This is a genomic window from Aeromonas sp. ASNIH1 (genome assembly GCF_002934285.1).
Classification (GTDB): Bacteria; Pseudomonadota; Gammaproteobacteria; order Enterobacterales; family Aeromonadaceae; genus Aeromonas; species Aeromonas caviae.
This window is the reverse complement of sequence record NZ_CP026228.1, coordinates 4772354-4786473: the sequence shown is the minus strand read 5'-3', so window position 1 is coordinate 4786473 and position 14120 is coordinate 4772354. Positions and strand designations below refer to the sequence as shown.

Genomic DNA, 14120 nt, shown 5'->3' with positions numbered 1-14120 from the left:
ATGAATTTAAAATTTCATTAACATCCTTGCTCGTTGGCGTGGTGACAACCCGATGGCAAAAGGCTGCGGCAAGCAATGCGCCAGGGAGATGATCTGGGGGGAAGGCAAGCATAGAAGAGGGAGCCATGGGCTCCCTCTTCGTGTTGGTGCATCGCGGGTTATAGCACCTGGCTCAGGAACTGGCGCAGGCGCGGGGAGGGTGGATTGTCGAAGAAGTCGGCGGGTTTCTCGTCCACCAGCAGCTCGCCGCTCTCCATGAAGAGCACCCTGTCCGCCACTTCCCGGGCAAAGCCCATCTCGTGAGTCACCACCACCATGGTCATCCCTTCGCGGGCCAACCCCTTCATGACGTCCAGCACCTCTCCCACCATTTCGGGGTCGAGGGCGCTGGTGGGCTCGTCAAACAGCATGATGCGCGGCTGCATGGCGAGCGCCCGGGCGATGGCCACCCGCTGCTGCTGGCCGCCGGAGAGCTGGGAGGGGTAGCTCTGGGCCTTGTTGGAGAGACCGACCTTGAGCAGCAGGGCCTTGGCTCGCTCCTCTGCCTCCTGGCGAGAGAGCCCTCTCACCTTCTGAGGGGCCAGGGTGATGTTGTCCAGCACCGTCAGGTGAGGGAAGAGGTTGAAGGACTGGAACACCATGCCCACCTCTTCCCGCAGCTTGTTGACATCCCCGGGTTCGGTGAGGCTGATGCCGTCGACCACGATATTGCCATCGTTGATGGTCTCCAGCTGGTTGAGGGTGCGCAGGAAGGTGGACTTGCCCGAGCCGCTCGGCCCCACGATCACCACCACTTCCCCTTCGGCCACCTGGGTGCTGACGTTTTTCAGGGCGTGCACCTCAGTGCCGTAGAACTTCTCTACACCGGTCGCCTTGATGATGGGATCAGTTGCAGCGCGCATAGTTCACCTCCAGACGACGCACCGGGAAGGGACAGGGAGTGCCGGTGATGGCAGAACGTTTCGACACCGATGGCGCCTTGATAACGGGATCAGTTGCTGCGCGCATATTTCACCTCCAGACGACGCACCAGGAAGGAGAGAGTGCCGGTCAGCACCAGATAGAGCAGGGCCACGGTGAACCACACCTCGAACGGGCTGAAGGTGGAGCTGACCACTTCGCGCCCCGCCTTGGTGAGATCGGTGATGGAGATGACGGAGACCAGAGAGGAGTCCTTGATGAGGTTGATGAACTGACCCGCGAGCGGTGGCAGCACCCGTTTGAAGGCCTGGGGCAGGATGACGTAGCGCATGGTCTGGGCCGAGGTCATGCCAAGGCTTCTGCCCGCTTCCATCTGCCCCTTGTGAATGGAGCTGATGCCGGCGCGCACGATCTCCGCCACGTAGGCGCCGGTGAAGACCGCGAGCGCCGCCACACCAGCGGTGAATCGGTCGAGGTTCAGCACGGTGCCGATAAAGAAATAGACGATGAAGATCTGCACCAGCAACGGGGTGCCACGGATGAGCTCCACATAGGTCACGGCCAGGTTGCGCAGGGCCGGATTGGGGGAGAGGCGGGCGAGCCCGGCCAGGGTGCCAAGCAGGATGGCGAAGATGCCTGCCACCAGGGAGAGCTTGACCGTGACCCAGACGCCCCAGGCAATGGGGCCAGCGGTCCAGCTCAGTTGCACATCCAGGGTATCGCCGAGGAAGACGGTATCCCCTTCAGCCAGCTGGGAGCCCTTGGGAGCGATGGCCTGACGGCGGCTGGGGTCGAGATCGTCTTGCAGGAAGAGCTGTCCCTTGTCCGCGACCACGGTGCCGTCAAACTCGGCATAGTGTTTCTGTTCTGCCTGATAGGCGATGTACTGGGGAATGCGTTCCCATCGCCAGGTGTAATCCACTGCCTGCACGGCCTTGTAGATGCCGAAAATGGCGGCCAGCACCAGCAGCAGGAAGATCCCGTGCCAGAGCAGCTGATTGGGCTGTTTTTCCATCTGTCTTGTGAGTTTGGGGTTGATCACTGTCACAACCTCTTTTGTCGTTATCGTGTGGGGAGTCTGCGTGAAGGGGCGGCATGCCGCCCCTTTGAGAGGTTATTTGAGCTGGTTCAGCCAGGCGGTGGATTCAAACCACTTCTTGTAGAGACGGTCGTAGCTGCCGTCGCCCTTGATCTGGCGCAGGTAGTTGTTGAACCAGTTGAGGGTGTCCTGATCCCCCTTGCGGATGGCCCAGGCCAGCGGCTCGAAGGTGAACGGCTTGTCGAGGTGCACCACGGCGCCCTGGTTCTGGGACGCGAAGATGGCGTTGTAGGGCAGGTCGTAGACGAAGGCATCCACCTTGCCGTTGATCACTTCCAGCTTGGCGTCATCCTGGGTTTCAAACTGCAGCAGGGTGGCCTTGGGGATCATGCGCTTGACCGCTTGCTCGCCGGTGGTGCCGAGTTTGACCGCGATCTTGTATTTGGGATCGTTGAGGTCCTGGAAGGATTTGATTTCGCCCGCCTTGTCCTTGCGAAGCACGATGGTCTGGCCGACGACGATGTAGGGATCGGCAAAGTTCACGCGCAGGTTGCGCTGGGGAGTGACGGTCATGCCGCCCATGATGACGTCGAACTTGTCGGTCAAGAGCGCGGGGATGATGCCGTCCCAGGCGGTGTTGACGAACTCCACCTTCACGCCCATCTCCTTGGCGACCATCTTGGCGAGATCCACGTCAAAGCCGATGTACTGGCCCTGCTTGTTGGTCATCTCGAAGGGTTGATAGCCGGCATCGAAGCCGACCCGCAGCACACCGCGCTCCAGTACGGCATCCAGGGTGGAAGTGGGCGCGGCGTTGGCCAACCCGCACAGCAGCAGGGTAGAAAGAATGAGTTTTTTGATCATAAATGACGTCTCTGTCGTAAATGTGGTCGGCCTTGAACCTGCTCCCGTGCGACTCCATGGCACAAGAGACTGCTGCATCCGGCAGCAGGCAAGACAGGATTATTGTCTTGGTCGGGGCAAAAGCCCCATATGAGATTCTATGAATGGTTCGTTGGATGAAAAATGTACCAAAACCTGTTTGTGCCAGAAGACTCAATAAGTTATGGAGACTTTTATCCCTCGTGGTGACTCATAAAACCACATGAAAACAACATATCTATCTAATGGCGCCGGTTCAAGTGCAAAATATCCGGCGGCCGTCTCGGTGGAAAATCCGGGCACAGACAGGGCGTTGTCCGGCACGCTTCACGGGGAATGGGGCGTGCGAGTCGGGCAAATATTTTTGCCCGGCCCATAGGCTCCCTCTGTGTCTTGTCATGGGCTTCCCATATACTCAGCCATCCCCATTGGAAGGTTCGGGAATGGACGCCTCAATTCTGCTCAATCTGGGCGTATTTACCCTGATGTTGATGGCCCTCGGGGGCTACAGCCTGGGATTCATCACCCTCTCCATCATCTGGTCGACCCATAGGGAAATACCCGGTCTCGGGCTCTGGTGGTGGTCCAGCCTCTGTGCCCTGGCGGCGCAATCGCTCTTCTTCATGCAGGCATTTTCCCCCCATATCGCGGGGATCTGGCTGGCCAACCTGCTCATCACCTTCTGCCTCGCCCTGATGCCACTCGCCATCCAGCGCTTCTTCGGGGAGCCGCCAAACTGGCGGGCATTCACCCTCTTCATGCTGGTCTATCTGCTGATCCTCTGCTGGAGCGTCATCTTCAACGACAAGATGGCCCCCCGGGTGCTGCTGGCCTGCCTGAGCTACATGATGGTGGGGGCGGTGATTGTCTGGCTCATCTGGCGCCATGGCTACCCTGACTATCTGCCTGCGGTGCTGGTGTTCACCGTGGTCAACATCCTGCTCTACGGTTTCAATCTGGTGCGCATGGAGGCCCTGCTCGGCGGCGAGGTGCGGGTCCTGATGGATCAGCATGCGGTCAATGTGCTCCCCTTCCTCTCCATGCTGATGGGCAACTATCTGTCGACCTTCGGGGTGCTGCTGCTCTGTACCCAGTACCGGGCCCTGGCCCTGCGTCGACAGGCCAGCCAGGATCCCCTGACCGGCCTCCTGAACCGGCGCGGCTTCATGGATCACTGCGTGACGATGGCAAGGCTGGGGGCGCTGGTGGTGCTGGATCTCGACGACTTCAAGCAGATCAACGATCGCCACGGTCACGAGACCGGGGACAGGGTGCTGGAGGCGGTGGGTCGCTATCTTGCCGGCCAGCGGGATCTGGTGGCCAGCCGCTTCGGCGGGGAAGAGTTTGTGCTGCTGTTGCCCGAGCGCGACCCCCTGGCCCAGCAGGCGCGCTGCGAGCAGATCCGCCAGGGGATAGAAACGCTGGGGCTGAAGGGGGTCCGGGTGACGGCCAGCCTGGGGTGGGCGCCCAGCGCCCGTGAATGGCACTTTGACACCCTGTTCAGCCAGGCAGATCGCGCTCTCTATCAGGCCAAGCGGGAGGGCAAGAACCGGATCTGTCAGGGGGCCTGATCCCCCGTCAGGTCATGCCCGGCCGGTGGCCCTTGGCTCCGACCAGACAAAGGCATACCGAGTCAGCCACCTGGTCGCATCAGATCTGAATGGCAGCCTGGCAGCCTGTCAGCGGTGCAACTCCCCCGCGCGTTCCGGCTGATAGACCACTTCCAGGATCTCCACCTGGATGGTACGACCGGCCGGCCCCGGCCAGGCGATGCTGTCACCCACCTTGAGCCCCAGCAGGGCGCTGCCCACTGGCGCCAGCACGGAGATCTTCGATTCGTCCCCCTGCACATCCTTCGGATAGACCAGCGTCAGGCAGAAGTCGTTGCCGCTGTTTTGCATCTTGAAGCGCACCGTGCTGTTCATGGTCACCACGTCCGGCGGCATGTCGGCGGGTTCGCGGATCTCGGCGCGATCCAGCTCCTCTTGCAGGGCAAGGTGCTGGGGGTGGTTGCCAAGCAGCTGTTCGATGCGATCCAGATCCAGGCTGGAGATGACGAGATGAGGCTGTTTCATAGGGTATTTCCTTATCAATGACTGAAGGGACCAGGATGACGGGCAGACTGGTCGACAAAAAACGGTGCAAGGGTAAAAAGCAGACAGCAAAAGCGATGCCCCCGAGCGACTCGCGCAGCGGGGCGAGGGCGGGGGCTCAGCGGGGTGTGAGCGTACTGGAAAAAATCATGATTGCTTTCATGGAGATACCATAACCATTCTGGGGTGGTTTGGCAATTGGACTGACTGTCTCATCAGGGAGCCTGGTAATCGTACTGGTGCAGGATGCGCGCGAGACTGCCATCCTCCCTCATTTCCTGAATGACCCGGCGCCAGCGCAGCGCCTCGCTGCGGGAGAAGCGGGGACTGGCGGCCAGGTATAGGGTGCTCTGCTGCAAGGTCTCGCCCCGCACCAGATCCGGGAGCGGCAGACCCGCCCGCTGCTGGTTGTAACGGGCGGTGTTCCAGGCCACCGCCCAGGCCTGGATGCGGCCGCGCGCCAGCTTGCTGGCGTTGCTGACCTCCTCGGTGACCAGCTCCCGGGTCACCCCTGTCAGCGGCTGGATCAGGCTCTGGCTATGGGAGCCACGCATTACGCCAACGGTGAGGCCTGGCAGCGTCTTCATGGAGAGCGGCGCTGGATGGTGACGGCGATGACTGACCAGCACGAAGGCCTCCTCCAGCAGGGGGGCAATCCAGAGAAACAGTGGTTCGCGCTGGGGGTTTCGGGCCGGGGGCAACAACAGGACATCCGGGCGGTGGCTGGCCTGGCTGAGGGCGCGAGCCAGCGGCATCAACTCGATCTCGAGCGGTTCCCCGAGGCGGCGGGCAGCCTCCTCCAGCACCTCGATGGCCATGCCGCTCGGCGCACCCTGCTGGGCGCGGATCACATAGGGGGGAATGTCTGCGGCCACGACGACCACGGCACGGGCCGAAAAGGCGCAGACGATCAGAGGGGAGAGCAGCAGAAGCAGAGTAACAAGGCGCATGGATGTTCGGGTCCGGGATGAGTACAGAGAGTGTAACATCCCGTTACGCCATGTCAGCCAGGCGATTGCCGCCTGGGGGGATCAGTCGAAGAAATCCCGCAGATCCAGGGTCTGGTACCCTGCCAGTTGCTGCCAGGGGAGGGTCTTTGGCAGCGTCTTGAGCGTCACCTCCATCCGGTAGCTGCGATAACCGTCGAGGCTTGCCGACTCCACCACCAGGGGCAACTGCCAGCGGCTCGACCAGAGGATGCGGGTACGCTGGCGACCTTCGCGGGTCTCATACCAGTTCGCCTGGTCGGGGGCGGCCTCATCCAGCGGTGTCATTCCCTCTAACAGGGAAGGGTTGATGAGGTGGCGGATCCGCGCCCACTCCGGTTTGAAGGCCACCTGGCCGTACTCCTCCTGCGGCACCTCCACCAGCTGGTTGTGCCAGGCATCGGCGTAGCGCAACTGGAGTGCGTCTCCCTCGCTGCGGGTGACCCAGCGTGCCGCCATCTGGTGAGTGAAGTGTTTGTGGCCGGGGCGGGCATCATGGGTGGCGTGATAGGCACGGGCCAGGGGAACGGGAATGAGCCGCTGGCTCCACACCTGGTCACCGACCCGCAGCCACTTCTCCTGCCACTGGCTCTCCCGGGTGATGCCGTCGCTGCCGGTCACCCTGTCCACGTAGCGGATGCGGGCGGCCAGATCGGGCACCTCGTCGGCCAGGAGGGGGAAGGAGAGGGCGCTGCCCAGCAGCCATAAAGAAAGCAGATATTTCATCATCGTCTCTCGCTCGACGGAAAAGGTGCCCGGCGCAGTGCCGGGCCCCTTTATCACAGGCCGAGGGCCTCCCTGAGCTTGCCGAACACCCGGGTGTTGTCGAGGGTGCCCTTGAACTGGCTGCTGCCTGCTCCGCCCGCGAACAGCATCACATCGCCGCCGCCGTGAGTCTCGGAGCCGAGCTTGACCCCGGTCTCCTGCAGGTAGTCATCCGCCATCACCTCATCGCTGGTGAGGGTGGGACGCTGGTCCTGGCGGTTGGGGCCGTTGCCGAATACCAGAGTAGTGAACGGCTTGCCGTCCGCGTCGTTCTGGGTCGAGCCATCGGCGTTCTTGACCAGATCCAGCACCTTGTTGCCCTTGGCGGAATAGCCGTTGATGGTCATGGTGTGGTCGTGGTCGGCGGTGACCACGATCAGGGTATCGCTCAAATCCACTTTGCCGAGGGCCGTCTTGACCGCCTCGTCCAGCGCCACCGCATCGGTCAGGGATCGCTTGGCGTTGGTGGCATGCAGGGCGTGGTCGATACGTCCCCCCTCCACCATCAGGAAGTAGCCCTGGCTGTTCTGGCTGAGCAGATCGATCGCCTTGGCGGTCATCTCGGAGAGGGACGGCTGGGTACTGGCCGCCCCCTTGGCGACGCGGTCCAGTTCGTAGTCGAGGTGGGATTTGGTGCTGAACAGCCCCAGCACCTTGCCCGAGTTGACAGCAGAGAGCTCATCCTTGGTGGTGACATAGCGGTAGCCCCGGGCGGTCAGCTCGGCGGTGAGATCCCGGCCGTCGGCCCGGCCGCCCTTGTTGCTGGCGCTGTAGGGCGTCCAGTGGTTGGCGCCGCCCCCCATCAGCACATCGACCCCATCCCCCAGCGCCTGGTTGAAGCCGGCGCCGCCCGGTACCGCCTGCTCGGCGATGGCGTAGGCCGCATCCCGGTGGCAGATATGGGAATAGGTCGCCGCCGGGGTGGCATGGGTGAGCTCCGTGGTCGTGACGGCTCCCACCGACTTGCCGGCTGCCTTGGCCAGCTCGAGAATGGTGGGCACCGGGCTTCCGTTGTCGCTGGTGCAGTTGTTGATGCCCTTGTTGCCGTTGGCATCCTTGGACGGTGCCACGGCCCTGGTGTCGCTGCTCATGGCGATCACCTCGTTGTTCATCTTGACGCCGGTGGTGTAGGCCGCCATGGAGGGGGCGGAGTCCGTGGTCTGGGCATCGTGGGAGAAGGTCTTGATGCGCGCGCTCTGGGGCAGTTTCATCATCTCGAGATCCCCCTCTTCCCCCACCTTGAACAGGCGGGTGGCGGTGAGCACGGTGGGACCCATGCCGTCACCGATAAAGAGGATGACGTTCTTGGCATCGGCGGCGTGCGCCTGGGAGAGGCCGCCAAGCGTGCCGAGCAGGGCGGTGCAGACCAGCGTCTTTTTCATGGTGATGTTCATCCTGATAATCCCTTACAGCTTGGCCGCAGCCTTGATCTTGCCGAACACGGCGGTGTTGTCGAGAGAGCCGTGGAAGCGCTCCGCCCCCTGGCCGATGGCGCCGAGGAAGACATCGGTACCGCCGTGGGTCTCGTTGCCTATCTCGCCCACCTTGACCACCACCTCCTGGTGATAGTCGTCGGCGGAGGTGGTGGCGTCGTCGAGGGCCGCCACGCTGCTGCGCGGGCCATCCACTCGGTTGTAGCCGTTGCCAAAGCCGATGATGGTGTAGGGCATGCCATCGCTATCCTTGCTCGGCTCGCCGGTCTCGTAGTTCTTCACCAGCCCGAGCACGCCCGCATTGCCTGCCGTGGTCTTGCCGGTGCGCTTGGCGTACCCGTTGAGCACAAGCGTGTGGTCATGGTCGGCGGTGACCACGATCAGGGTGTTTTTCAGCTCGGGATCGGTTTTCTTCACTTCATTGATGGCGGCCAGGATGGCGTTGTCGAAGGCGAGGGTATCCTGCAGGGCGCGCTTGGCGTTGGTGTCGTGCAGGGCGTGGTCGATACGCCCCCCTTCCACCATCAGGAAGTAGCCCTTCTCTTTGCCCTTGAGCTGCTTGATGGCAGCCAGGGTCATCTGGGCCAGTGACGGCTCGCTGGCGGGCCGGTCCAGGTCATATTTCATGTGGCTTGAGCCAAACAGGCCCAGCAGCGGCTTGCTCGCATCGGCCTGGTTCAGCTCGTCCAGGGTGGCGGCAAACTGATAGCCCTTCGCCTTCATCTCGTCGATGAGGTTGCGGCCATCGGTCCGCTTGCCCTTGTCGGCACTGGGCAGGAAGAAGCTGCTGCCGCCCCCGAGCACCACATCCAGCCCCTCCTTCAGGGCGCTGTTGTAACCGCTGCCCCCCGGCACCATCTGGACGGCGATATCAGCCTCCAGATCCCGGTTGCAGATATGGGCATAGGTGGCGGCCGGGGTGGCGTGGGTGACCCGGGTGGTGGTGACCACGCCGGTGCCGCGGCCATCGGCCTTGGCCAGCTCCAGCAAGGTGGTCACCGCTTTGCCGCCGCTCTGGCTGCAATCGCTCTCCTGGGTGGCGTCGCTGTCCATGCTGATGACGCCGTTGTTGCTCTTGACCCCGGTCATGTAGGCCGCCATGGAGGGGGCCGAGTCGGTCACCTGGGCATCGTGGGAGAAGGTCTTGATGAAGGCCGTTTCCGGCAGGGTGTCGATGGTGAGGCTGCCCTCTTCGCCGACGCCATAGATCCGGGAGGCGGTGAGGGTGTTGAGACCCATGCCGTCGCCGAGGAAGAAGATCACGTTCTTGGCGCTGGGTTCCGGGGTGTTGCTGTCGTTGTTGGAGTTGCAGCCGGCGGCCAGGGCGGCGCCTATCATCACTGCAAGTCCTGCCATCTTTCTCATTGGGGTTCGCTCCTTGTGAAACCTGAGCGCAGCCTAGAGGGGGCAGATGACACTTTTAGTGAAGAGAGATGACAATACGGTGAAAGCGTCTTGCAAATGTTATCTTATATCAATGGGTTATGTTGATTGTGTTCTGCCACTCACCTCCCGGTGGCGTGGCGGGCATCCGGCCACCCGGGTGACAACACCCGGCCAGAATGGCCTGTCAAATCGGGGCCGCAGCAGGTAAAATGCGCCCCCTTGCGATGAGTGCCAGCAGTTTGGCGCATCACCACGCGCCCGCAGCCCCGAGCGCCCGCAGCCCCGAGAGGGGCCCGCATTCCAATGAGAGAGTAACGGATATGTCCATCAACTGGTTCCCCGGCCACATGCACAAGGCCCGCAAAGAGATTGCAGAGGTCATGCCCCAGGTCGATGTCATCATCGAGATGCTCGACGCCCGCATTCCCTTCTCCAGCGAGAACCCCCTGGTGCCGGAGCTGCGCGGCGAGACGCCGGTGATCAAGGTGCTCAACAAGGCAGACCTCGCCGACCCCGAGATCACCGAGCTGTGGGTGGCCCACATGGAGCAGGAGAAGGGGATCAAGGCACTGCCCCTGACCCAGCAGGAGCCTACGATGATCAAGCAACTGCTGACCCTGTGCCACGAGATGCTGCCGGAGCGCAACTTCGAGCTGCGCGGGGTGCGCGCCATGATCATGGGCATCCCCAACGTGGGCAAGTCCACCCTGATCAACACCCTGGCGGGTCGCATCATCGCCAAGACCGGCAACGAGGCGGGGGTGACCAAGTCCCAGCAGCGGATCAAGCTGGACAACCACGTCATCCTGACGGACACCCCGGGCTTCCTCTGGCCCAAGCTCAACCCGCCCTCCTGTGGCTACCGCCTGGCGATCACCGCGGCCATCAAGGATACCGTCTTCGACTACGCCGACATCGCCATGTTTGCCGCCGACTACTTCATCAAGGCCTATCCGGAGCGCATCAAGGCACGCTACCAGTTGAGCGAGCTGCCCGAAACCGAGATCGAGCTGCTGGATCTCATCGCCCGCCAGCGCGGTTTCATGCGCAAGGGGGGCCTGGCGGATCTGCACAAGGCGTCCGAGATCCTGGTCAACGAGTTCCGCTCCGGCATGCTGGGCCGCATCTCCCTGGAGACCCCGGAGATGGTGAGGGTCGAGATCGTGGAGGCCGAGGCCGAGGCCGAGCAGAAGGCCAAGGAGAAGGCCGAGCGGGAAGAGGAGCGCCAGGCCCGGGCCCGTCGCAAGTACGCCAAGAAGCGCCAGCGCTGACCGGCGTTGTGCACGATAGGTTGTGCTTGATAGAAAGAAGAGGCGGCCCAAGGGTCGCCTCTTCTTGTTTGGGCCTTCAGGATTGTGGAGAGGCCACAAGGTCGATGCTCAACCGGCCCATGATCGTCATCATGGCCAAAGCGCTGGTTAATCAAGAGGATAGGGTTAGCGCTTAGCGGTGCCGTGGTGCTCGGCAAGAGCTGCGTGCCGCCACACCTTGCGATCCCTACTCAGCGCCGATTGACAATGGCATTGGCGGTGGCATGATGCGCTCGCATTTTGCCTCTCCCCACGGTTTTATCCATGACCACATATTCCCGCCCGGTGCTGCTTCTGCTCTGTGGCCTGCTGTTGCTGACCCTGGCCATCGCGGTATTGAACACCCTGGTGCCGCTCTGGCTCGCCCACGACAATCTGCCGACCTGGCAGGTGGGCATGGTCGGTTCCTCCTATTTCACCGGCAACCTGCTGGGCACCCTGCTGGCGGGGTCGCTGATCAAGCGCCTCGGGTTCAACCGCAGCTACTACCTGGCGTCTGCCATCTTTGCCGCAGGCTGCGTCGGCCTGGGGGTCACCCAGGGGTTCTGGAGCTGGCTGACATGGCGCTTCATCGCCGGTGTGGGCTGCGCCATCATCTGGGTGGTGGTGGAGAGCGCCCTCATGTGCAGCGGCAATGCGCGCAACCGGGGCCGTCTGCTGGCGGCCTACATGATGGTCTATTACCTGGGCACAGTGCTCGGGCAACTGCTGGTCAGCAAGGTATCGACGGGGCTGATGGATGTCCTCCCCTGGGTGAGCGCCCTGGTACTGGCAGCCGTCTTGCCGCTGCTGTTTGCCCGCATCGTCAACGCGCGCAGCGAACAGGAGACGAGTGCCCTGGTGTGGCCCATGCTGCGCCTTCGCCAGGCCCGGCTGGGGGTCAACGGCTGCATCATCTCCGGCATGGTGCTGGGATCTCTCTATGGCCTGATGCCTCTTTATCTGAACCGTCAGGGGGTGAGCGACGCCGGCATCGGCTTCTGGATGGCGGTGATGGTCAGCGCCGGCATTCTGGGGCAGTGGCCCATCGGCCGTCTGGCGGAGCGCTTCGGGCGCTTGCCTGTGCTGCGGGTGCAGGTGTTTGCCGTGATCCTGGGGTGCATGGCGATGCTCGGCGGTGCCGTCATGGGACCGGCGCTGTTCATGCTGGGGGCTGCGTGTTTTACGCTCTACCCCGTGGCCATGGCCTGGGCCTGCGAAAAGGTGGCGCACCATCAGCTGGTGGCCATGAACCAGGCGCTGCTGTTGAGCTACACCATCGGCAGCCTGCTCGGCCCGACCCTGACGGCACTCCTGATGCAGCGCTACTCGGACAACCTGCTGTTCATCGTGATCGCCTGTGTGTCGTTTATCTATCTGCTGATGCTGCTGCGCAAAATGGGAGAACACCCGACGCCGGTGGCCCATGCCTGAGGACTGTCGGGCTTCTCTGACGCCTTCATGGGGGCGATCTCTGACGGGCCTTTCCGGGGAGCTCGGCTGGGGGAGAAGGGGAGGGCTGGCGTTGTTGTGCTTTATATAAAGAAGAGGTGGCCCAGGTGCCGCCTTTTTTGTGGCCGGGAGGGGGTAAGCGGCGCCATGTGCTAGCCGTAGCGGCGTCTGGCCTCCTCGAACAGGGACATGTGCAAGGGGATCAACCGCTGCCAGTCGCGCCGGTAGCCGCCACCGGGCACGGCGGCAATGGGCAGCCCGTGGCGAAGCGCAGAGTCAAAGACCATGGCATCGCGCTGGCGCACGCCGGAGTCGCTCAGGGAGAGGTAGCCCAGCTCGTCGTCCCGGTGCACATCCACCCCGGCCTGATAGAGGATGAAGTCAGGGGCGTAGAGGCGATGAGCCAGGGCGAGGGCCTGGTCCAGGGTCTCGAGATAGGCGTCGTCCTCCATGCCGCTTGGCAGGGGAAAGTCCAGATGGGAGGCTGGCTTGTGGCGGGGGAAGTTGTGTTCCCCGTGCAGGGAGAGGGTGATGATGTCACGGCTGCCCGTGCACAGGGCGGCGCTGCCATCTCCCTGATGGACATCGAGATCCACGATCAGTACCCGCTCGCAGAGTCCCTCGTCCAGGCAGGTTCGCGCTGCGATCACAAGATCGTTGAAGAGGCAGAAGCCGCTGCCAAATCCCCGGTGTGCGTGGTGGTAGCCGCCGGAGATCTGCAGTCCGCAGCCCTGCGCAAGGGCGTGGCGGCTGGCGGCCAGGGTGGCGCCGACCGAGTGCAGGGTACGTTCTATCAGCAGGGGAGACCAGGGAAAGCCGAGCCGGCGAATGGCCCCTTCATCGAGGGTGCCGGCGAGGGCGGCCTGTACATAGGCCGCATCGTGCACCTTCTCTATCTGCTCACGGCTGGCAGGGGTGGCCTGTGCCAGCGGATAGTCGAGGGCGACGAGGCGTTCAAACAGCGCCTGGTACTTGGCCAGGGGGAAGCGGTGACGCTCGGGCAGCCTCAGGGCGGAGTAGTGGGGGTGATAGAAGATGCGCAGTGACATGAAGCATCGGCCATGAACGGGTATGAAAAAGGGGAGCCAGGCTCCCCTCGATGCAGGCGTGCGATGCGCCTTACTGCTGCTGGATCACCCAGATCTGGAAGGCTTTGCGGGTCTCCGCATCGGCCTTGTTGTACCAGCTCTGCAGCTGGGTCAGGGCTTCCGGGTTGCTCATGGCCTTGCTCGGGGCCACTTCCACCGGTGCGCTGGCGGCAGCCATCACGGCGGCGGTGGAGACGGACACAGTCTTGGGCTGGTTGAAGGCCTTGCCCATCTTCAGCAGCTCCTGCTGATAGTCACGGGTCAGCTGGAAGCCACCCACGGTCGGCATGACGAACTGCTCGGATTTCAGAACCTGGCCGGTGGATTTGTCTTTCAGAACGACGTTCTGTTCCTTGACGAAACGCTTGGCTTCTTCTTCCTTGCGGGGCTTCTTGAAGTCGAGGAAGAGTTGCTGGTTGTCGGCGGCGGTGAAGTTGATCACCAGGGGCTCGGCGGTGACCAGCTTGGTTTCACTGCGGCTGGAGTAGTTGCCCTCGAAGGCGACCACGACCTGGTGCCTGCCGGGCTCCAGGGAGAAGACGGTGGCTTTGTCGAGCAGCTGGGGGTTGACGGGTTCGCCATCGAGCAGCTGGATGACATAGGGATTCGTAATTTCCAGTTGGCTAGCGGCCAGGGCGCTACCTGCCCACAACAGACCAGCCAGGGCCGGTACCAGAACAGTCAGTTTCATTTCATCTCCTTGAACAGTCAGGCAATTGCCCACTGAAAAATAGGGGGTCATTTTTACAGGTTTGCCCCACAGCGGCAATAGCCGTTTATGGCGCC

General features: G+C 62.7%; 14 protein-coding genes. 3 read left to right on the top strand and 11 right to left on the bottom strand.

Annotated elements, in window-relative coordinates:
- Positions 1–158: 158 nt before the first annotated feature.
- The 4 genes from C2U37_RS23055 to C2U37_RS23045 form a co-directional block, all read right to left on the bottom strand.
- The gene (locus C2U37_RS23055; RefSeq protein WP_010675257.1) at positions 159–902 is read right to left on the bottom strand and encodes an amino acid ABC transporter ATP-binding protein; all 744 of its coding nucleotides are present in this window, start codon (positions 900–902) and stop codon (positions 159–161) included.
- Positions 886–1008: a hypothetical protein gene (locus C2U37_RS25280; protein WP_257692682.1), complete on the bottom strand. Its 123-nt coding sequence runs from the start codon at positions 1006–1008 to the stop codon at positions 886–888. Before C2U37_RS25280 ends, C2U37_RS23055 begins: the two co-directional genes overlap by 17 nt.
- Positions 992–1936, bottom strand: a complete 945-nt coding sequence (locus C2U37_RS23050; RefSeq protein WP_041201654.1) for an amino acid ABC transporter permease — start codon at positions 1934–1936, stop codon at positions 992–994. The genes C2U37_RS25280 and C2U37_RS23050 overlap by 17 nt, the downstream gene beginning before the upstream one ends.
- A gap of 99 nt (positions 1937–2035) precedes the next feature.
- Complete coding sequence (locus C2U37_RS23045) at positions 2036–2824, bottom strand: transporter substrate-binding domain-containing protein (RefSeq protein WP_010675255.1); 789 nt, start codon at positions 2822–2824, stop codon at positions 2036–2038.
- A gap of 461 nt (positions 2825–3285) precedes the next feature.
- Here C2U37_RS23045 and C2U37_RS23040 point away from each other — a divergent pair, with 461 nt between their 5' ends.
- Positions 3286–4413, top strand: coding sequence for a GGDEF domain-containing protein (locus tag C2U37_RS23040; RefSeq protein ID WP_104453129.1), 1128 nt, complete (start codon positions 3286–3288; stop codon positions 4411–4413).
- A gap of 108 nt (positions 4414–4521) precedes the next feature.
- Here the strand turns inward: C2U37_RS23040 and rnk are convergent, their stop codons facing one another.
- The 5 genes from rnk to C2U37_RS23015 form a co-directional block, all read right to left on the bottom strand.
- Positions 4522–4917: a nucleoside diphosphate kinase regulator gene (rnk, locus tag C2U37_RS23035; protein WP_010675253.1), complete on the bottom strand. Its 396-nt coding sequence runs from the start codon at positions 4915–4917 to the stop codon at positions 4522–4524.
- Between the two features lie 233 nt (positions 4918–5150).
- A complete protein-coding gene (locus C2U37_RS23030) occupies positions 5151–5885 on the bottom strand; it encodes a substrate-binding periplasmic protein (RefSeq protein ID WP_010675251.1) in 735 nt (244 codons plus the stop codon).
- An 81-nt stretch (positions 5886–5966) separates the two neighbouring features.
- The gene (locus tag C2U37_RS23025) at positions 5967–6650 is read right to left on the bottom strand and encodes a hypothetical protein (protein WP_041215862.1); all 684 of its coding nucleotides are present in this window, start codon (positions 6648–6650) and stop codon (positions 5967–5969) included.
- Positions 6651–6700: 50 nt separating this feature from the next.
- Positions 6701–8068, bottom strand: a complete 1368-nt coding sequence (locus tag C2U37_RS23020) for an alkaline phosphatase (protein ID WP_174218574.1) — start codon at positions 8066–8068, stop codon at positions 6701–6703.
- A 24-nt stretch (positions 8069–8092) separates the two neighbouring features.
- The gene (locus C2U37_RS23015; protein WP_041214887.1) at positions 8093–9484 is read right to left on the bottom strand and encodes an alkaline phosphatase; all 1392 of its coding nucleotides are present in this window, start codon (positions 9482–9484) and stop codon (positions 8093–8095) included.
- A 341-nt stretch (positions 9485–9825) separates the two neighbouring features.
- On the opposite strand from C2U37_RS23015, the gene ylqF reads away from it, so the two are divergent.
- Positions 9826–10776 carry a ribosome biogenesis GTPase YlqF gene (ylqF, locus tag C2U37_RS23010; protein WP_104453128.1) on the top strand — a complete coding sequence of 317 codons (951 nt, stop codon included), beginning with the start codon at positions 9826–9828 and terminating at the stop codon, positions 10774–10776.
- Between the two features lie 303 nt (positions 10777–11079).
- Positions 11080–12228: an MFS transporter gene (locus C2U37_RS23005; RefSeq protein WP_104453127.1), complete on the top strand. Its 1149-nt coding sequence runs from the start codon at positions 11080–11082 to the stop codon at positions 12226–12228.
- Positions 12229–12398: 170 nt separating this feature from the next.
- On the opposite strand, the gene C2U37_RS23000 is transcribed toward C2U37_RS23005, so the two are convergent.
- Entirely contained in the window at positions 12399–13295 is an 897-nt protein-coding gene (locus C2U37_RS23000) for a histone deacetylase family protein (RefSeq protein ID WP_104453126.1), read from the bottom strand.
- A gap of 70 nt (positions 13296–13365) precedes the next feature.
- Positions 13366–14025, bottom strand: a complete 660-nt coding sequence (locus tag C2U37_RS22995; RefSeq protein WP_039040268.1) for a YccT family protein — start codon at positions 14023–14025, stop codon at positions 13366–13368.
- Between the last annotated feature and the right edge of the window lie 95 nt (positions 14026–14120).

Excerpts from the sequence above, each read along its gene's own strand:
- C2U37_RS25280 (WP_257692682.1), bottom strand. The coding sequence starts at position 1,008 with ATGCGCGCAGCAACTGATCCCGTTATCAAGGCGCCATCGGTGTCGAAA.
- C2U37_RS23030 (WP_010675251.1), bottom strand. The coding sequence starts at position 5,885 with ATGCGCCTTGTTACTCTGCTTCTGCTGCTCTCCCCTCTGATCGTCTGC.
- C2U37_RS23020 (WP_174218574.1), bottom strand. The coding sequence starts at position 8,068 with ATGAAAAAGACGCTGGTCTGCACCGCCCTGCTCGGCACGCTTGGCGGC.
- C2U37_RS23050 (WP_041201654.1), bottom strand. The coding sequence starts at position 1,936 with ATGGAAAAACAGCCCAATCAGCTGCTCTGGCACGGGATCTTCCTGCTG.
- C2U37_RS23000 (WP_104453126.1), bottom strand. The coding sequence starts at position 13,295 with ATGTCACTGCGCATCTTCTATCACCCCCACTACTCCGCCCTGAGGCTG.
- C2U37_RS23005 (WP_104453127.1), top strand. The coding sequence starts at position 11,080 with ATGACCACATATTCCCGCCCGGTGCTGCTTCTGCTCTGTGGCCTGCTG.
- C2U37_RS23015 (WP_041214887.1), bottom strand. The coding sequence starts at position 9,484 with ATGAGAAAGATGGCAGGACTTGCAGTGATGATAGGCGCCGCCCTGGCC.
- C2U37_RS23040 (WP_104453129.1), top strand. The coding sequence starts at position 3,286 with ATGGACGCCTCAATTCTGCTCAATCTGGGCGTATTTACCCTGATGTTG.
- C2U37_RS23025 (WP_041215862.1), bottom strand. The coding sequence starts at position 6,650 with ATGATGAAATATCTGCTTTCTTTATGGCTGCTGGGCAGCGCCCTCTCC.
- C2U37_RS23045 (WP_010675255.1), bottom strand. The coding sequence starts at position 2,824 with ATGATCAAAAAACTCATTCTTTCTACCCTGCTGCTGTGCGGGTTGGCC.
- ylqF (WP_104453128.1), top strand. The coding sequence starts at position 9,826 with ATGTCCATCAACTGGTTCCCCGGCCACATGCACAAGGCCCGCAAAGAG.
- C2U37_RS22995 (WP_039040268.1), bottom strand. The coding sequence starts at position 14,025 with ATGAAACTGACTGTTCTGGTACCGGCCCTGGCTGGTCTGTTGTGGGCA.
- rnk (WP_010675253.1), bottom strand. The coding sequence starts at position 4,917 with ATGAAACAGCCTCATCTCGTCATCTCCAGCCTGGATCTGGATCGCATC.
- C2U37_RS23055 (WP_010675257.1), bottom strand. The coding sequence starts at position 902 with ATGCGCGCTGCAACTGATCCCATCATCAAGGCGACCGGTGTAGAGAAG.